Raw genomic sequence first — 17,073 nt, 5'->3', positions numbered from 1 at the left:
TTTTCTACGTTGCCGGGCGCAAGTCAATCTTTACATCGGGCCGACGGCGGGGCAGGCGCGGGCTCAGTCGAGTTCGCCCAGCCGCCAAGCGTTGGCTGCGTGTTCCAGGTCCTCCGCTGTCTTGACCAGCTGGTGCGAGTTCCGGGTCAGCTTGCTGGCATGCGCTTCGTTGGCGTGTTCGGCGCCGTCGGCGACGGTCGCCTGGCCCAGCGCCACAACCCGGCAGAAAGCAGCGGAACGTTCCAGCGCGACGTCGAACTCGCCGTCGAACGCTCCGGAGAGGATGGCGTCTGCCATGGCCGTCATCTCGTCAGCGCCGGGCGGCTCGGCCGCGCCCGCCACCACGTTGGAGACCTGGGCGGTGTCCCGGCCCGCGCGGAAATAGACGGAAATGCGCTCAGGGTCCTGGACGGTGGCGGCGCGCAGCGCGTACAGCCGCCAGAGCGCGCCGGGCAGGGAACGGGCAGGGCTCTCGGCCCACATCTCGGCGATGGCCTCCAGGCCCTGTTCATCGGCGAGCTTCACCAGGCGCTGGGTCACCACGGGGTCGTCGCTGTCCCGGCCATGGCGGACCAGGGCATGCGCGGCGAGGTGGGCTGCCTCGGAAACCCGGGCGGGATCGGCGCCGCCGGCGAAGGGCTCGAAGTCGATGGGAGCGAACGGCTTCGGCTTGTGGTGCCGGTGCGCGCCGCCGTAAGGACCGGATCCTGCTTGCTGGCTCATGCCCCCACGCTACTCCTGTGCGGTGCCCGAATCGAGCGTCCCGGCGCCTTCCGGTGAGGCTCGACGGCGGCGCACGCGTGGGTGCCGAGGCGCCGGAACCATGCGTTAGAGTATTAATGTCCAGAAATGGAATGGGCCGGACGGGTATGTTTGACCGGACGGCAGGGGCCTTTAGCTCAGTTGGTAGAGCATCGGACTTTTAATCCGTGGGTCGTGGGTTCGAGCCCCACAGGGCCCACCGTTTACGCAGGTCAGAGGGATACAGCCTCTGACCTGCTGGTGGTTTTGGGACTATATCCAACGGAAACCCAACTAGTTTGGTTCTTCGATGCCCGTCATGAAGCGTCTGGCGAGAAGTTGGGGTGTTTCAAGAACAGCCAACCCCATGGTCCTACGTGAGGTGGTTCAATGACGGTCAGAACCCTGATTTACACACTTCCAGGTCGATCAGGAAATCGCTAGTGAGGATCGGACCGAGCGATTGACCGAGTACGCGGGCTTTCTCTATGTGCAGCGTTAGTGCTTGATTCAAGTCCTTCGTGAGGACGGCGATACGTCAGGTTATGTGCCTTTCATCAACCACTTCATGGCTTCCACCCGTGAAGTGAAGAAACGTTTAGGGCGGCTTGCCTTGTTCATGGCCAAAACGAAGTTTGCGATGACTTTGTCTACGGGCGAGGCCCCCAGAAGCGCAACTTGGGATGCTTGGCAGGGCCGGGCGAAAACAGCGCGTGCACCACGGCTGACGGTAGACACTGTGGCCATGTCCACCAGCAGCGGACGTTCCGTTTGTCCGCACAGCTCGTTAACCATCCGCATGGCTGCCTCAGCATCACTTGAACCGACGATAGCGTGGCGCGGCCACGTCAGCTGAAGGATGCCGTGTTCGTCCAAGAACAGCGCTACCTCGCCTGACCCACCAAGCCCCACTTTCTGAACCCCCCAATTTCCGGTAATGACTAAAGGCTAATGTGAAGGGATTGGATGCCCCCTTCATGTGAATATCTCTTGTTCCTGTTAGATCAAGGTGCCCTGGCGGCAATTTTGCGTACGGATAGCCGTTGTCAAGGTTTTGTCGGAGACCCGGCCTCTTGGCCGTAAGGATACCGATGGAACCCGGCCCACGACATCCAATAGCGACCGTTTTATCTGCAATGGCCGGCGCATTACGGTATTGATGGAGCGAACAAGCCTTTGCTCAGCATGATTGCGCCCAGTAGCGTTCTCTGGGTGGTTGCAGAAGAGCAAAAACTGACCGGTGGAAATGCTTCGGAGAGTGTTGTCCGCATTGGTGACACGGTGCGGAAACCGTGGTTGGCAAACTCATCTGCTGTTCAAAGCTACTTGGACGTTCTCCGGGCAGCGGGAGTTGATGTTCCCCGATCTCTGGGCCGGGATGATCAGGGCCGTCATGTTATCGAGTACGTAGATGGTGTTTCTGCGATGGATCAGCTTCCGTTAGGACGCGACGCGCTGCTGCGGGTGGGTGGTCTGATCCGGCAGATCCATAACGCGAGTGAATGCCTGGAGCTTCCCGATATAGACGGGTGGAAAGTGCTGCTGCCGGCCGAGGAGCCGGATCTGATGTGTCATAACGACCTGGCTCCGTGGAACCTGATTTTGGGGGAGCGGTGGGTCTTCATCGCCTGGGATGCAGCCGGGCCGAGCACACGTCTTTGGGATCTGGCATATGCTGCGCAGTCCTTCGGCCTGCTCTTTGACGAACAACCCGTAGCTGAAGCTGCATTGAGATTGCGGGCAGTAGTAGTGGACGGCTACGGAGCAGATGCCGCACTGCGGAAGGCTTTGCCCGAAGCCCTGGTGAAGCGAACGGCTGCCATGTACGACCTCCTGGAATCCTCCCATAAGACGGGATTCCAGCCCTGGGCCGACATGTACCTGAATGGTCATGGCGAGCACTGGCGTGCCGCTGCCGATTACGTCCGTCGCAACAAGGCAGCGTGGGCACAAGCTCTCGCCTAGAAAGGAGGCGGAAAGCAATCTTGTTTGCGACGTCGCTTGGGATTAGGAGAAGGTGCGGCTGTCCGAACGGAAACCCTTCACTGCACCCGGGTTATTCATTCAGGTGGCAGCGGAAACTGAAAGGTAAACCGGCCATTGGGTGACCAGATGTACTCGTCGTCGTATTGATATCCACGCAGCCACTTTTGGCCGTCCACGACGCGAAGATAGAAGCCCTTTGGATATTCGTCGTCTTGGCTGATGGCCTCGGCGGCCACTGTTGGGCACCATCAGGTGCCCGAAGAAGTCGTGCCCTTTTATAAGCGTGCGGTTACACACGCCTGCATCAGCTCACCATAGATGTCTCTCCGCAGGACGCCAGACCGTAATAGCAGCAATGGCCCCACGATGATTTGTGCCGGAACGAAGCCCATAAGCAGGTGGCCGGACGAACCATCAACCTTCGAGGGCTCCCTTGGTGACTGGCAGTAACCGCCCGTAAGCCCTCTCGCGATCCCGGTGCGGGATCCCTTACTGGACTCGGCTGCTCGCTTCGTATTGGTTAGCTGCGGGAATCGGTGAGCAGCCTGCTGGCAGCGAACTCCAACTTCGCGAGGTCGGATTTGGTCGCATTTATCTCCTGGTAGGCGGAAACCCGATCGTCCTCACTGCTCCTGCCACTGGAATGAAGAACGGCGAATGCCTTGCGGCCTCGAATCCTCCGCTGCGCCTCCAACGCGGGCAACACAAGCGAATCGTCGACAGTGTAGGCGGAGCTTTCGAGTATTGTGATCTACCGACTGGGCACCACGAGTCGGTAATGCGGGGCGTTCCCTGGCAACCGCTCCGCCTTATGGGGGACAGGCGAAGAAGCCGGCATCAAACCTAATGGGAAGCATGCTTACTTTTAAAAAATTGGAAGACACCCCTAGATGGGAGGAGGGCCGCACCGGTGTCGGTGCGGCCCTCCTGGTAGCAGCAGGAAGCTGTCTTCGTGTTGGGGCGTTTAGAGGACGTCTACGACGACGACGAGCACGTTGTCCACGACGGTGACGTCCAGTACGTCCTCGACGTCGATCTCGTTGTCATTCAGGGCGTTGACCGTGATGCCGTTGAGCACGTTGTTCACGGGAACGTCAACGTCGATGTTGCTCAGGACATCCCCGTTCACATTGACCAGCTGGATCTGATCGATGTCTACTGTGCGGTCTGCGTTCACTGCGGCTGCGACAAGGCCGCCGACGGCGCCTGCGTTCTGATTGGTGGCTGCCTGGGCGATTCCGGCGCCGCCGAATGCCAGCGACGCGGTGAGAGCTGCGGTGGCAAGTGTCTTGGTGATCTGCATGGGTTGTACTCCTTCGTTTAGGCGAAAGGGGGGTGCTAATCCCGGTGCGTGACTCACGTTACGCATGTTCCTGTTGTGCATGCAAACCAGTCGTAAGGTTGCTTACTATCTACTAGAATCTGTGTCCGCGCCATGAAGTCCTGGCTGCATGTTCAAAACGGCTGCTGCGGCAGCGAGTGGATAGTCCTCAAAAACGACCAGACTCACCAAGTGCAGGTCCTCAGCGCCCAGCGTTCCAAGAGCCTGCGAGAAGTCCTGGTCCAGGTTCTCTTGGTGACCGGAAAAGGTCAGCTTCCAACGGCTGTGAAGATGCCTCTGTGCGCGGTGGCGAGTCCAGCAGCTTCTGGTAGCGGAGGGCAGCTCGCCCGTTATTGCTAGCCATGTTTGTCGTCGTAACCAGCAGCCAGGATAGGATAACTCCCTTCCACTACACGGACTTTAGCGCGCCGCCGCCACAGCTCAAGAAAGGCGGCCGCCATGGTGTCTTCAGCGTCGTGATGGTTCCCAGCGAGCTGGTAAGCATGATGGAACACTCGGTCACGATGCCTGTCGTACAGCACGCCAAACGCTTCGCCGTCACCGCCCAGGCTGAGGGACCAAAGGCTGCCCTCGTCACTCTCGAGGTTCCCCATGCCCCGTATTGTCCGGGACAGCCGAAAAAGGTTACACAGAACCAAGAAAGACACAAAAAATCTTATGGGCATGCAACACAGGGCAGTCTTGTATCCCAAGGTTTCGAGGCATGGAGGTTTCGAGATATTGAATCGGGCTGAAAAAAGGAGCCGAACACCCCTCAACGGAAGGGGAGGCGGAACGCCCCTCGCTCGGATGTGGCCTACGCGACGGTAGGGGCGGAGCTGCCCAGGTAGCCTCATAAAATAACGCCGCAGCCAGTCCCGCTGATACGTCAATATCGACCACGCAGGCAACACGCGTGCATCGCGTCGCAGCATCACTTGGGGCTGAAGAAGTTGAAAAGGAATGCTGCCAACGACGGCATGCGGCGCGCGGCGAGCGAGCCGCGATGAGAACTGGCACTCTGGACCCGCCGTCTTTGACCCACCTCCAGCCCGGTGACGCGTTGCTGAACGGCACAGCGCCTTCAGAGCCTGATCTGGCCGCGCTTACCGTAGTCAAGCTCGGCAAAGAACGACGGCGGCCTTCTCACCTATCGGTGTGCGTGCGGATTCAGCTTTGATCAAGGCACGATCTAAGTAGTTAACGGGGGGTCCGTGGCACTGCCAGAGGAAGAACGCAGGCGCTTTGAAAGGCTTGAACAGGAACTGGCCTCCACTGATCCGGATCTGGTCCGGAAACTGCAGACCGGTACGCCCGGCCAGCATCCCAGGGAGGCGGCCATAGTGGTCCGTGGAGTCCTCACACTGGTCGCCGGATTCACCCTTGTGGTTGTGGGTACCGCAACAGAAGTCATCATCATCGGCGTGGCCGGCTTTCTGCTGATGATGGCCGGCGGGCACTGGTTTATCAACGGCCTCGGACTTTACCTAGGGCCGAAAGAGACAAAGCGTGAAACCTGAAAGGAATGTGCGCAACACATGCACACCACGCCGCAAGTTCCTGGGGCTTCCATTCCTTCACTACCTGCACGGCGACGGCGATCGGCACGGGCCGCCCTCCAGGCCGTAACGGAGACCCGCCTCCTGTTTGCTGACTGTTCCTTTCTACATGATGCTTTGAGTGGCTTCTCTTAGTCCTTGTTGGGGGGGAGGAACAATAATGCCTTCGCCCCGAGAGAAGCTGCTGGGGGTGGGGCTGGCTCGGGTCTCAGCACGTCTTGAGCCGGCGCCCACTACACCGGGAGGACTTGCCATAGTTGGCACGTGGAGAAGCGAAGGAAGACCCCGAGGCGTCCCCCATGCTTCGGGGTTTTCTGCTGTTTTCGTGCAGATGCTGTCGAGATTAGGTTGAGTGCAGGAGCACGCGGTAGCGCTGGGTGTTTCCTGACGGCAGGGCTCCTGCCGCTTACGTTTTCCGAAAGCAGGGACCGCCGGGGGGCCGGCGAACAACACGGGCGAGCAAGCTGCTCGTTATCCCCGATGTAATTAGTGGTCTGCCTTTTGAGGAGGGTAAAGGGGTGTTAACTTCCCGCGCCAGACCAATCTCTACCTGATCCAGCGCTAATGGTCTTTCTAGACAGTGTTCTGTCGTACCGGCAAACTGAAGTCCCCAGGTACTCACGGATCGTCACCGGGAGAGGACCCGATGGAGCATGGAGCACCTCAGCCGCTTCGCGAATGAATTTGTTGGGGCGCTGAGGAACCTGCTGCCTATCGTGGCCGTGGTTGTGGTGTTCCAACTCATGGTGTTCCGCCGGATGCCGGATGATCCGCTGGAGCTTGTCGCCGGACTTTTGATTGTGGCCACGGGGATTGGAGTGTTCCTGCAGGGCCTGGACCTGAGCATCTTCCCGGTCGGGAAGAACTTGGCCAACCAGTTCGTCCGGAATGGGGCGTTGAGGCTGTTGCTGCCGTTTGGTTTCGCGATCGGTTTCGCTGCCTCCATCGCCGAACCGGCGGTGATCGCCGTTGCCCAGCAGGCCCAGATCGTCAGTGAAGGACGCATTAACGGGCTGACCCTGCGCCTGGTCATTGCCGTCTCCGTGGGGCTGGTTCTGGTCTTGGGCATCCTCAGGGTCCTGCGCGGTTGGCCTATTCACAGGTTGCTTATCGCGGGGTACGCGGTAGCGCTCACTTTCACGTTCGTGGCACCTGCGGAAATCATCGGCCTTGCATACGACGCCGGTGGCGTCACCACCAACATCGTGAGCGTGCCCCTCATTGCCGCCATCGGCCTGGGCCTGGCCAACTCTATCCGCGGACGCAGCCTGCTGGCCGATGGGTTCGGTCTTGTGGCCCTGTGCGTGATGGTGCCGATGGTCGGCGTGCAGCTTTACGGCACATGGGTCTACTCCTTTGGCGGTGCCGGTGACATCCCGCCGCCGCCGGACTCCGATGACGGGCCGGCGGATTGGGTCCTCGGGATGATCCTGGGGCTGGCCGAAATGGTCCGGGAAGTCCTGCCCATCGTAGGTGTGGTCCTGTTCTTCCAATACATCGCGCTTCGGCGCCGGCTTGCCCACCCTTGGCGGGTAGTGGTGGGCTTCGTGATGGTCTTGGTGGGCCTGTACGCCTTCGTTGTTGGCCTGAAGCTGGGATTGGTCCCGCTCGGAACGCTGATGGCGGAGCAACTGATCGAGCAGGGAGTCCCGGCGCTGATCCTGTTGTTCGCCGTGCTCATAGGCTTCGCAGTGACGATGGCCGAACCGGCCTTGGTGGCCATCGGTGAGCAGGCCCAGGACGCTTCCCCCGGGAGGATCAGTGCCACCGCAGTTCGGGTCATCGTGGCACTTGGGGTCGGTTTGGGGATTGGTTTTGGTGTCTACCGGATTCTGGTGGGCGGGCCGTTCCATTACTTCATAGCCGCCGCGTACGCGGTGGCTATGGTGTTGATGTTCCTGGCCCCGCGATACATCGTCGCTTTGGCCTTCGATCTCGGCGGGGTAACGACATCCGAGGTTACCGTGCCGCTGGTCACCGCCCTGGGCATCGGACTGGCGGCGGCTGTGGAGGGTAGGAACGTCCTGATCGACGGGTTCGGGCTGATAGCTTACGCGTCAATCTTTCCTGTTATAGCGGTCATGGTGTATGCCATGGTGATGGAGAGATCTCCCCGCCTAAGGAGGGAACCCGGATGAAGTTCACCGCCGTCATCGTGATCGCACCCGATGACCTGGAGGACAAGGTGATTGACCGGGCGCAGCGGGCCGGTGCCACCGGGGTGACGATCCTTCCGGGCAAGGGCATCGGAGGCGAAGCGAGGAAAACCTTTTTCGGACTGACCTTCGAAGGGACTCAGTCCGTGCTGCTCATGGTCGTCGGTCAGCACCTGACCGCCCCCATCCTGAAGGAGCTGCATCAGGTCCTGGTCAAAGGTACCGAGTCCCGGGGATTGGCGTTCGCGATCCCGATCGAACACCTCACCGGGATCGAGATGTCCCAGGTCGTCAGGTTCGAAGAGCACCTGCGCCGCACCGAGACCTGAACCAAGGCTGCCCTGCTATGAGGAGGAACATTGCTTACCGTCAGAGACGTTATGGTCCCCGAGGTCGTCACGATCTCCCCGTTCAGCACCCTCCGGGAGGCGCTGTCGATGATGAAGGAACGTCAGGTGAAAAGCCTGGTAGTTGAGCGGCAACACGCCCATGACGCCTACGGCATGCTCAGCTACAGGGAACTCCTGGACACGGTCGTGGCGCAGGAAGGCGATGTGGATCTATTGAACGTCTACGACGCGGCAACGATTCCTGCGATTACGGTGAACGAGGACCTATCCGTGCGTCAGGCGGCAGCCCTAATGAGCCGGTACCACCTCAGCCGCCTGGTAGTAGTTGAAGGGAACCAACTCGTGGGGCTGCTGGCAATGAACGATATCCTCGCCCGCATGATGGAAGATCTGATCTGACGGCTACTGGTTGGGGTTGACCAGGACGTCCGCCCCGAACAGGGCCAGTACCTGCTTTGTCCCGCTCTCCAGCAGGACGGGCTACAGCAACCTTGCTGGATCATCCCATGGGTATGGGTCAGAAACGACCGTTTTTGAGACGGGCTTTGGGGGTGATGGTGGAGAGGCCGGGCAGGACCGCAGTTCTTTAGCTGCTTGGAGACGGATCCGGAACAGGTCAGTAACGCGCGTTTCTGCGCCTGCAGGATTCAGGGCGCGGGGCGACCTGCATATCCACCTGTCGGCTGCACCAGAAACTGAATCCACCTTCTCCCTTCGGCCGCGCTGATCGCCATCCTTGCCGCTCGAAGACAAAGCGTTAGTGCGCCAGTGCCTTGTGAATGAGATGTCTGGGTGTTTTCGATGCTCTGATCCTGTGGGGGACGCAAATCAGTTCATCTTTCGCCAGGAGGGCGGGAGGGCCATTATTAGGAATACCGCGCCCTGTGGTTTGTATCGGAGCTGCCATGATTTATGACCTGCTGTGCAAGCTGAGTATCGACACGGATGGCATCTTGAGCGCCGACGACGGGACGGTTTACAGGCGGTGTCGGCGATGCGACAAGGATGAGAACCAACGCGGCGAAGGTAAAGGAGGAGGATGATGGTTGATCCAGTGGACGACATCATCGGGGACTATCGGGCTTTCACCGCGCAGCAGCGCGACCGCCTGCTCGTGCGAGGCATCGACATCGCGTCGTACGAGCTGAGCCACCTCGCTGTCCGCGTGCCTGAGTGGGACCAGTATGTCCACCTGCGGACCCTGCTCGAACGCCACGCCATCGCCAATATGGAGAACGTTTGGAACGGGCGGCCGATGTCCATGCTCCTTCTCGCGGATCCGCTCCGCGTCCTTGATGACCAATTAATCCCGCTCATCGAGCTCATTCCGCCCGTCCACCAGCGCGTTTACAAGATGGGCATGGAGCACTTTGGCGTGGTCGTCGGCGAGGAAGTCGACGCGTTCTCCCGCCGGCATCGCGAGGCGCTGACCGGCCAGCAGTTCCAAAACCAGTGGAACGAGCCGTATTACGTCCTGTTCGAGGACTTTACTCACGTGAAGTTCCACCGGCGCCCGCTGCGCGCGGTGGTTGAGCTGCAAGGCGGGACGTTCGATGGTATCCACCATGTTGACGGCTGGGTCCCGCAGCGGCTGATCACGGCGACTGGCCCGAACCCTCTCCCGCGCTAAGTGGAGCCGTTGTTGGAAGGGCGCTCTCGGGATTAACAGCAGCGTTTTCAGTTAGAGAGCGCTCACCGTCCCGCTGCTCCTGTGCGGTGACGGGTCCACGGGATGGCGTCCATCACAAGCGACCATTTTTTGAATGCGATTTTGGGCAGCAGTGGGGGCCGGTTGGCCTACGGTCTCCTGCCGGACAAGCTTGCCTGTTCCTATAAAAGGTACGTGCCTGATGCCAGGAGCACGAGCACTCTTTGGTCTGTTGGCGTAAGGCCAGGCGTACCAGCACCCTGATACAGGGCTTGGTTGGCGTTACGGTCGCTGCTTCGGCTGAGCCGATGCCGCGTTGTCTGCCCGACGACGCCGGTATAGGTGGCACGCCGACCAAAGCCTCGGATTGAATCTCCTTTTCCCAGACGGTAGGGGGTTGTCCCTTACAGTAGCGAGCAGCCCGCTCTGGTCGGAGCGGAGCGCGCCCGGAAGGGTGAAGGGGTAGCCCCAAGGGAGGCCGCGCTTCACCCTTCCGGACGGTTGTACTCCTTGACGGTCTCCAGGGTTAGCCGGCGCGGCGCTTCAGGAAGCGCTCGGCTGCGATCATGCTAATGCCGCCGGCAAGAAACGTTCCGCCCAGGAAAAGGGCCAAGTCCTCACTGGTGCCGGTCCGTGCCAGCTCTCCGCCATTGGCGGACGGTGCGGGCACTTCGCTTATTCCAGCCGCGGTGACGACCTCAGCAGCGCCGTCCTGTCCCGGCGCCTGTGGTACGGCAGGAACTGCTTGTGCCGGCTGCGCTGCCAGCCTTGTGCCGGCAGTAAGCACAGCGCCCGCCTGGGTTCCCGTGTTTGCGCTGGCGTCCCCGTCGGCGCTACCCCCGGCGTTTACCGTCTCCACGTTGTTGTCGCCGGTTCCGGTGTCCACGCTGCCGGCACCACCGGTGGTTCCATCGGCCGGGCATACGATCGTGTTCTTAACCCGTGACTCAGTGACGGCAGGAATGGTGACAGTCGCATAAACGGCATCAGCACCCGGGGAAACAATAACGGTCCTGGTCTGGCCGGTTGAGGAGAATCCGCGGGAATTTTCGCTGTCGTCTGCGTTCCAGCCTTCTTCTTCCCACCGCGGTGAGTTCGGGTGGTTCTCGTTCCGGTGGACGTATTCGTACTCAACCCTGATGACCGGCTCGACTGCGGGCGTGACCAGTCGCTGTTCTGTTCTTTCCGGGCTGATGACGACGGTTTCCGTCTCGGTTACGACGTGGCAACCTGCGGGAACGGCCTGGTTATGGGTATCGGCGGTAGCCGGTGCCCCGGTCAGGAGCGTCAGGCCCAAGGCTGCGGCGAAAATGCTGGTGGCGATCGTGCGGTTCGGCATCAAAATACCCACCATTTAGTGATGCTTACGGATTCGGTGCGCAGGCTGCGATTAGTCCGAATAATAAGTTCACTTACTAATATAGGGATACGTGAAAGGTCAACAAAAACAACACGCCAGAAGTCCGGGAGGCGATCATTGGTACGAAAGTTGTGAAGACGCCGTACCTGCCCGATGAAGGTACTCCATTCGCAACTGTCGAAACGACCGATTCTGGGTTGCAGCTTCAGGCGGTGAGTCGTTCACAGAAGTCGTCTGCACCCCTTCATTCGGAAGTATGGTCCCGGCGCACGGGACTGTTGACATCCGCTTGGCAGAAGTAGCCTGCACTGCCGGCATTTTCATCAGAAGTCGTCTGCACTAGCCTGAATCATGGTCAGGAGTCGTCTGTTCGTCAGCGCCCGTAATCACATCGGATGATCCGCAGATCCTGGAGCGGGGCGTGTTGGGTATGTCTGCATAAGGCGTGGGAGCGCGTCCGCCGGGCAGGACGAGGTCACGTAAATTCTGTAGGCGCCTACCTTGAGCCCGGTGACGTCGGGGGCCCATTTGGTGTGTTTGGTCGCGGTTTCGAACTGGCGGTTCAACACGTCCTTAGCATCCTGACTCGCCACGGCAGGAGTTGTATCTGCGCCGGCGACGCACTGGGCTTGATAACCCGAGCGCGCGCATGAGTTTCAGCACGGCTTCATGGGACCCAATACTCCTGATTACGATTTCATAACTAGTAAGTGTCCTTAGTTGTGGCTTCGTCGAACACTGTAAGCATTGAGAAGCCTTGAGAGTTGTCGTCCCTACGTGGATGTCACTGTTGGGCTGGGGCCAACTTTTTACAAATCCCTAGGGAGAACTTTGAAATCGCGTAAACAACTACTCGCAGCAGGATCCGCCGTCACGCTCGCCGCTGGTGGCGTTTTCTTGAGTGCCGCGCCTGCATCCGCGGACCACACTTCTTCGGAATGCCTGTCCGCGCAAAGCGCCTTCACCGCGGCGCTGCACACTGTTGAACTCAATGCCGACCTCGAGGTTGAGCTCACCGCAGCGCTGCAGAACCTGGTGGACGCACAGGGAACACTGGAACTGCTTCGTGCTGAAGACACGCTGACGCGTGCTGAAATCGAGGCCCAGATTGCTGCCGCGCTGGAGGACACCCGGCTCAAGGTACCGCAGCTGCCCGCCATTCAGGCGCTCATCAACGCCAATGCAAGCGGAAACAGCGCAGTGGGGCAGGCCCGGGCGCTGATTGATGCCGCAGTTGATGGTCCGCTGGACCAGGCAACTTTGGAAGCACTGGCAGCCGCCGGCGTCGAGCCGGAGCTGTTCCTGCTTTCCCCGCTTCTTGATGAGGCCGCCTTGGAGGCAGCTGTAGTTGCAGCTGTTGACGCCGGGCTTCCTACGGGCGTCGACCAGGCCCTGGTGGCTGCTTTGCTGCTCGACATCAACAATGGCGACGACGTAGTGAGCGCCGCTAACCTCACCACGCTTGCGGCGTTGGGCCTCGAGGTAGAGGATTTCGAGACGCGGCAGTTCGACGTAGCCGCACTTGAGGTAGCACTCAATGGGGTCGTCACCGTGGAGGAACAGGAGGCCGCGCTGGCCCTGGTTGCCGCCCTGAACGCCGGCGACATTACAGCCATTCTGGAAACCGCAGCCGCGCTCAATGCTCTCACCGGCGCAAACGTGGACTTTGCGGCGCTGGTGAACCTGCAGACGCAGCTCCTGGAGGCCCAGGCCGTCCTCGATGCCCAGGCTGATCTTGACGCTGCGATCGCCGCCGTAAACGGTCTGCGGGTTCAGCTCGATGCGCTCGACATCGATCTGCTCGACCTCGAAGCACTCTTCAGCACAGCTATCGAAGCGTGCGACGGCGTCAGCACTGTCGGGGGCGGCAACGACCACAACAACGGTGACATCGGCGCTGGAGCAGGCGGAACCGGGGGAACAACCGGAGGTACAACAACGGCCGGAGGAACAACCGGCGGTGCAACAACAACTGCCGGAGCCACGACTGGCGGCGCAGTAACACTTGCCGCCAGTGGAACTAACCGCGGAATGAACGTACAGACTGCCGCGGCCACCAGTACCGATCCTGCCGGAATTGGCGCCTTCGCGGCCGGCATCGGCTTCATGGTTGTAGCAGCCGGAACAATGGCTGCTCGTCGGATTCGCACCAGCTAGCAAGCCTGGCTGCACGAGATAAGAGGTGCCCGTTCAACCGGGCGGGCACCTCTATCACTGCGCCCAATTGGAGAACCCTGAACAATGATTGACACCGAGCATGAGCTAACTGGACCGAGGGAAAAAAGCCGCCGATTACCACGGGTGGCAATCGTCGCCGTCGTCGCCGTGCTGTTCCTGGCCCTCGCTGTTCTTGGAGTACAGATGTTCTCCGAGCGAAGCGCAGCGCCGGTTTCGGCTGCGCCTGCTACATCGCCGTCTTCAAGCTTCAAGCCTGCGGCGGGGACTGCCCTACCGCAGGCGTCTTCACCACGGAAACTTACCATTGAATCGGCGAACATTGACGTTCCCGTCCTCCCTCTGACCCCAACGGAGTCGGATTTGGCGGCGCAGTCACTCGTGCCGCCAGAGACCCTGGACGGCTACTGGCTCACGAATTACGGGAGCCCCGGAGCAGGATCCAATAACACCGTCTACATCACCGGGCACAGTTGGGAGAACCGCGACAGCCCGTTCAACCGCCTCAGCTCAGACGTCGAGGTCGGCAACACCCTCACGTTGACCACCGACAAGGGAACGATCGACTACGTCGTCGACAACGTAACCACCCACAACAAGGACACCCTCAAAGACGCCGACATCTGGAACATCGTTCCCAACCGGCTGGTCCTCATCAGCTGCTACACGGAGGACCTCTGGGGAAAAAACGTCATCGTCACCGCAACACCCGCAGCATAGAAACAACTCATCCGCCACCACGGGAAAACGATGAGTTGCTATCTCGATATCAGACGATATGGGTTAAGGAGGGGCGCCGGTGGTCGGGCCCTTCTGAAGGCCATTGTCGCCGCTCCGGACCCGGGAGCGCCTGTTCGATAGGGCTGGCTTTAGGGGGTTCGGCGCTCCGGCTCCTTTGCCGGCGCTGCTGGCCTCTATCAGAAGGGCCCTGTCGGGGGGACTGTGTTCCAGAAGGCTGGAACCTCCTTTTCAAAGCAAGACGTGGGTTGCCTGCCACACTTGGCGGACAGGTAGAGCCACATTTGAAATTTGGAGGTTCCAGCTATGTTCGAGCGTACAAGCGTTGGTCTGGATGTCCATGCCCGAACTGTCGTAGCCTGCGCCTTGGACGGTCAGACCGGCGAACTTTTCCGGCAGCGTCTGACGCCGGACCGGGATGAGATCCTTGCTTGGATAGTCTCCCTGCCTCCCCCGGTCAAAGTCGTCTACGAGGCGGGCCCGACAGGTTTCGGTTTGGCCAGGTTCCTCCTCGCTGCAGGGATCGACACTGTTGTCGCGGCCCCATCGAAGCTTCAGCGCCCGTCCGGTGACAGGGTAAAGACCGACGCGAAGGATGCCTTGTATCTGGAAGAAGTTGGCCAGGACACGGTCAACCGGGCTGGCACCTAGAAGCGCAATCCGGGAGGCCACGCAAGGCATGGAGAACACCGCCCGCGCCTGCCGTGTCACCGATGTAACGCGTATGTCCAGCTGCAAAGGCGTCGCTGCGGTGGCAGCAAGCATGGACAGCGTTGCGGGACTCAACCCCTGACTGGGCGTTGTCTTGGTTGGAACCGGAAGCAACTTAGAACAGGTCCAGAAGGTTACCCGTGATCACCTAATTGTCGCGCTGGCCACGACTAGTGTCGGTGACGGTTGAAAACTGAGCCATTGTGACGGTTGAAAACTGAGCCGCCCGTTTCAAACGATTGGGTGGGTGATCACTGTGGAGGATTGGGCGCTTATTCGGCGGTTGCATCTTGCCGAGGGTGAGTCGATGAGGTCGATAGCGGCGCGGCTGGGGATCTCCCGGAACACCGTTGCCAAAGCGGTCAGCTCTGATAGTCCGCCAGCATACGCCCGGGCGCCTCAGGACTCCGGGATCAAGGCTGTCGAGCCTGCGATTCGCGCTCTATTGCAGGAGAACCCGCGGATGCCCGCGACCGTGCTCGCGGAGCGGGTGGGCTGGTCGGGGTCCCCGGCGTGGTTCCGGGAAAACGTGGCCAGGATCCGGCCAGAGTATGCGCCGGCTGATCCTGCTGACCGGATCACCTATGACCCCGGGGATCAGGCGCAGTGCGATTTGTGGTTTCCAGAGGCGCGGATTCCCGTCGGAGCGGGGAAGACCAGGGTGTTGCCGGTGCTGGTGATGGTGTCGTCGCATTCACGGTTCAGCATGGCCAGGATGATCCCGTCGCGGATGACCGGGGACCTGCTGGCAGGAATGTGGGAACTGCTTGGTGGGTTGGGGGCGGTTCCGCGGCGGCTGATCTGGGACAACGAAACCGGGATCGGTCGTCGGAACAGTTACGCCGCCGGGGTTGCTGCGTTCGCCGGGGTCCTCGCCACCCGGGTCGTCCAGGTCAAACCCTATGACCCGGAAAGCAAAGGCGTGGTCGAGCGGGCCAACCAGTTCCTGGAGACCTCGTTCCTGCCGGGCCGGGTCTTCACCTCACCGGAGGACTTCAACACCCAACTGGCAATGTGGCTGCCGAAGGCCAATGCCCGCTTCGTCAGGCGGACCGGTGCCCGGCCGGCGGAGCTGATCAACGCGGACAAGAAGGCGATGCTGGCGCTGCCGCCGGTTCCACCGGTCACCGGATTCACCGCCAGGGTCCGGCTCCCACGGGATTACTACGTTCGGATGGGATCCAACGACTACTCCGTCCACCCGCAGGCGATCGGCCGGTTCGTTGACGTCACCGTGGACCTGGAAACCGTCACGATCAGCCTGGACGGCAGAACTGTCGGAACCCACACCCGGTACTGGGGCAAGGGCATCACGATCACCGACCCGGACCACGTCGACGCGGCAAAGGCACTGCGGAAGGCCTTCCAAACCCCTCAGCCGGCGGGCGAAACAGTGCTGCGGGATCTGGCCGACTACGACCGGGCGTTCGGGGTCGTTTTGGATGACGGGCAGGTCGCCTGATGCCCGCCACCAAGGAAACCATTGGCCAGATCGAGTACTACTCCCGGGCAATGAAAGCACCCCGGATCCGGGAAGCAGCGCCCCGGCTCGCTGACCAGGCCCGGGAAGGAGGCTGGACCCACGAGGAATACCTCGCCGCTGTGCTGTTGCGGGAAGTGGCCGCCAGGGAAGCCTCTGGAGCAGAGATCAGAGCTCGGGCCGCCGGGTTCCCGGCCCGGAAATCGCTCGAGGACTTCAACTTCGATCATCAGCCCGGCCTCAAACGCGACATCATCGCCCACCTTGCCACCGGTGTGTTCCTCACTGAAGCATCCAACATCGTCCTGCTCGGACCGCCCGGCACCGGCAAAACACATCTCGCCACCGGTCTGGGCTTACGGGCCACACAGCTCGGTCACCGGGGCCTGTTCGCGACCGCCATCGACTGGGTTGCCCGGCTCCAGGGCGCCCACCAGAATGGCAGGCTGCCCCAGGAACTCGTAAGGCTGCACCGCTACGGACTGATCATCGTCGATGAAGTCGGTTACATCCCGTTCGAGCAGGACGCCGCGAACCTGTTCTTCCAACTGGTCTCATCCCGCTACGAGCACGCCTCGCTGATCCTGACCTCGAACCTCCCGTTCGCCCGGTGGGGAGACGTGTTCGGCGAACAGGTCGTGGCCTCGGCCATGATCGACCGCATCGTCCACCACGCCGAAGTCATCACCCTCAAAGGCTCCAGCTACCGCCTCAAACACACCCAGGTCGACTCACTGCCCTCGACAAGACCGGAAAATACGGCAGAATAACCAGCGACAAAGTGGCTCACTTTTCAACCCGCAAAACGGCTCACATTTCGACCATCGCTGACAACTAGACCCTTCAGA

The 17,073-nt window shown here is 60.8% G+C and carries 17 protein-coding genes, 1 tRNA gene and 1 pseudogene; 12 read left to right on the top strand and 7 right to left on the bottom strand.

From position 1 onward, the window contains the following. Nucleotides 1-63: 63 nt before the first annotated feature. Nucleotides 64-723, bottom strand: a complete 660-nt coding sequence (locus tag FDW83_RS11385; protein WP_138138198.1) for a hypothetical protein — start codon at nt 721-723, stop codon at nt 64-66. A 165-nt stretch (nt 724-888) separates the two neighbouring features. Between FDW83_RS11385 and FDW83_RS11380 the strand changes: the two genes are divergently transcribed. Continuing rightward, nucleotides 889-961 (top strand) — tRNA-Lys (locus tag FDW83_RS11380). A gap of 323 nt (nt 962-1,284) precedes the next feature. On the opposite strand, the gene FDW83_RS11375 is transcribed toward FDW83_RS11380, so the two are convergent. Next, complete coding sequence (locus FDW83_RS11375) at nt 1,285-1,617, bottom strand: STAS/SEC14 domain-containing protein (RefSeq protein WP_138138197.1); 333 nt, start codon at nt 1,615-1,617, stop codon at nt 1,285-1,287. Between the two features lie 336 nt (nt 1,618-1,953). Between FDW83_RS11375 and FDW83_RS11370 the strand changes: the two genes are divergently transcribed. After that, entirely contained in the window at nt 1,954-2,706 is a 753-nt protein-coding gene (locus FDW83_RS11370; protein WP_138138196.1) for a phosphotransferase, read from the top strand. 95 nt (nt 2,707-2,801) lie between these two features. Here FDW83_RS11370 and FDW83_RS19170 read toward each other — a convergent pair whose 3' ends face one another. The 3 genes from FDW83_RS19170 to FDW83_RS19515 all read right to left on the bottom strand — a co-directional run bounded on the left by FDW83_RS19170 (nt 2,802) and on the right by FDW83_RS19515 (nt 4,662). Further along, complete coding sequence (locus FDW83_RS19170) at nt 2,802-2,963, bottom strand: hypothetical protein (protein WP_171027542.1); 162 nt, start codon at nt 2,961-2,963, stop codon at nt 2,802-2,804. A gap of 728 nt (nt 2,964-3,691) precedes the next feature. Next, nucleotides 3,692-4,030, bottom strand: a complete 339-nt coding sequence (locus FDW83_RS11365; RefSeq protein ID WP_138138195.1) for a hypothetical protein — start codon at nt 4,028-4,030, stop codon at nt 3,692-3,694. Between the two features lie 374 nt (nt 4,031-4,404). After that, on the bottom strand, nt 4,405-4,662 hold the full coding sequence (locus FDW83_RS19515) for an RNA polymerase sigma factor (protein ID WP_240720959.1): 258 nt from the start codon (nt 4,660-4,662) through the stop codon (nt 4,405-4,407). 600 nt (nt 4,663-5,262) lie between these two features. On the opposite strand from FDW83_RS19515, the gene FDW83_RS11355 reads away from it, so the two are divergent. From FDW83_RS11355 to FDW83_RS11335, 5 genes are all read left to right on the top strand, one after another. After that, on the top strand, nt 5,263-5,568 hold the full coding sequence (locus tag FDW83_RS11355) for a DUF3040 domain-containing protein (protein WP_138138194.1): 306 nt from the start codon (nt 5,263-5,265) through the stop codon (nt 5,566-5,568). A 692-nt stretch (nt 5,569-6,260) separates the two neighbouring features. Further along, nucleotides 6,261-7,745 carry a DUF1538 domain-containing protein gene (locus FDW83_RS11350; protein WP_138138193.1) on the top strand — a complete coding sequence of 495 codons (1,485 nt, stop codon included), beginning with the start codon at nt 6,261-6,263 and terminating at the stop codon, nt 7,743-7,745. After that, nucleotides 7,742-8,092 (top strand): transcriptional regulator, encoded by a 351-nt coding sequence (locus FDW83_RS11345; protein ID WP_138138192.1) that lies wholly within the window; start codon nt 7,742-7,744, stop codon nt 8,090-8,092. The genes FDW83_RS11350 and FDW83_RS11345 overlap by 4 nt, the downstream gene beginning before the upstream one ends. 30 nt (nt 8,093-8,122) lie before the next feature. Next, the gene (locus tag FDW83_RS11340; protein WP_138138191.1) at nt 8,123-8,512 is read left to right on the top strand and encodes a CBS domain-containing protein; all 390 of its coding nucleotides are present in this window, start codon (nt 8,123-8,125) and stop codon (nt 8,510-8,512) included. Nucleotides 8,513-9,155: 643 nt separating this feature from the next. Then, nucleotides 9,156-9,743 carry a VOC family protein gene (locus tag FDW83_RS11335; RefSeq protein ID WP_171027541.1) on the top strand — a complete coding sequence of 196 codons (588 nt, stop codon included), beginning with the start codon at nt 9,156-9,158 and terminating at the stop codon, nt 9,741-9,743. A 544-nt stretch (nt 9,744-10,287) separates the two neighbouring features. Here FDW83_RS11335 and FDW83_RS11330 read toward each other — a convergent pair. Beyond that, entirely contained in the window at nt 10,288-11,115 is an 828-nt protein-coding gene (locus tag FDW83_RS11330; RefSeq protein ID WP_138138189.1) for a hypothetical protein, read from the bottom strand. 837 nt (nt 11,116-11,952) lie between these two features. On the opposite strand from FDW83_RS11330, the gene FDW83_RS11325 reads away from it, so the two are divergent. The 3 genes from FDW83_RS11325 to FDW83_RS11315 all read left to right on the top strand — a co-directional run bounded on the left by FDW83_RS11325 (nt 11,953) and on the right by FDW83_RS11315 (nt 14,685). Next, nucleotides 11,953-13,278, top strand: a complete 1,326-nt coding sequence (locus FDW83_RS11325; protein WP_138138188.1) for a hypothetical protein — start codon at nt 11,953-11,955, stop codon at nt 13,276-13,278. A gap of 84 nt (nt 13,279-13,362) precedes the next feature. Continuing rightward, nucleotides 13,363-14,016 carry a class F sortase gene (locus FDW83_RS11320; protein WP_138138187.1) on the top strand — a complete coding sequence of 218 codons (654 nt, stop codon included), beginning with the start codon at nt 13,363-13,365 and terminating at the stop codon, nt 14,014-14,016. Nucleotides 14,017-14,340: 324 nt separating this feature from the next. Further along, nucleotides 14,341-14,685 (top strand): transposase, encoded by a 345-nt coding sequence (locus tag FDW83_RS11315; RefSeq protein WP_240720958.1) that lies wholly within the window; start codon nt 14,341-14,343, stop codon nt 14,683-14,685. On the opposite strand, the pseudogene FDW83_RS19510 reads toward FDW83_RS11315, so the two are convergent. After that, a pseudogene (locus FDW83_RS19510) lies at nt 14,644-14,751 on the bottom strand (STAS/SEC14 domain-containing protein); the annotation flags it as partial. The gene FDW83_RS11315 and the pseudogene FDW83_RS19510 overlap by 42 nt on opposite strands. Nucleotides 14,752-14,992: 241 nt before the next feature. Here FDW83_RS19510 and istA point away from each other — a divergent pair. Together istA and istB are read left to right on the top strand one after the other, a co-directional pair. Further along, nucleotides 14,993-16,207: an IS21 family transposase gene (istA, locus tag FDW83_RS11305; RefSeq protein WP_138138186.1), complete on the top strand. Its 1,215-nt coding sequence runs from the start codon at nt 14,993-14,995 to the stop codon at nt 16,205-16,207. Beyond that, nucleotides 16,207-16,995, top strand: coding sequence for an IS21-like element helper ATPase IstB (istB, locus tag FDW83_RS11300; protein ID WP_138138185.1), 789 nt, complete (start codon nt 16,207-16,209; stop codon nt 16,993-16,995). The genes istA and istB overlap by 1 nt, the downstream gene beginning before the upstream one ends. Nucleotides 16,996-17,073: the final 78 nt, after the last annotated feature.

Origin of the sequence: Pseudarthrobacter sp. NamE2 (genome assembly GCF_005796205.1) — a bacterium.
In the GTDB taxonomy this organism is placed as follows: Bacteria; Actinomycetota; Actinomycetes; order Actinomycetales; family Micrococcaceae; genus Arthrobacter.
The sequence above is the reverse complement of the archived record's forward strand: the minus strand, read 5'-3'. Positions and strand labels throughout refer to the sequence as shown.

What these genes read in the sequence shown, in the direction of transcription:
- FDW83_RS11385 (WP_138138198.1), bottom strand. Translation starts at nt 723, where the DNA reads ATGAGCCAGCAAGCAGGATCCGGTCCTTACGGCGGCGCGCACCGGCAC.
- FDW83_RS11365 (WP_138138195.1), bottom strand. Translation starts at nt 4,030, where the DNA reads ATGCAGATCACCAAGACACTTGCCACCGCAGCTCTCACCGCGTCGCTG.
- FDW83_RS19515 (WP_240720959.1), bottom strand. Translation starts at nt 4,662, where the DNA reads ATGGGGAACCTCGAGAGTGACGAGGGCAGCCTTTGGTCCCTCAGCCTG.
- FDW83_RS11350 (WP_138138193.1), top strand. Translation starts at nt 6,261, where the DNA reads ATGGAGCACCTCAGCCGCTTCGCGAATGAATTTGTTGGGGCGCTGAGG.
- FDW83_RS11345 (WP_138138192.1), top strand. Translation starts at nt 7,742, where the DNA reads ATGAAGTTCACCGCCGTCATCGTGATCGCACCCGATGACCTGGAGGAC.
- FDW83_RS11335 (WP_171027541.1), top strand. Translation starts at nt 9,156, where the DNA reads ATGGTTGATCCAGTGGACGACATCATCGGGGACTATCGGGCTTTCACC.
- FDW83_RS11330 (WP_138138189.1), bottom strand. Translation starts at nt 11,115, where the DNA reads ATGGTGGGTATTTTGATGCCGAACCGCACGATCGCCACCAGCATTTTC.
- FDW83_RS11320 (WP_138138187.1), top strand. Translation starts at nt 13,363, where the DNA reads ATGATTGACACCGAGCATGAGCTAACTGGACCGAGGGAAAAAAGCCGC.
- FDW83_RS11315 (WP_240720958.1), top strand. Translation starts at nt 14,341, where the DNA reads ATGTTCGAGCGTACAAGCGTTGGTCTGGATGTCCATGCCCGAACTGTC.
- istB (WP_138138185.1), top strand. Translation starts at nt 16,207, where the DNA reads ATGCCCGCCACCAAGGAAACCATTGGCCAGATCGAGTACTACTCCCGG.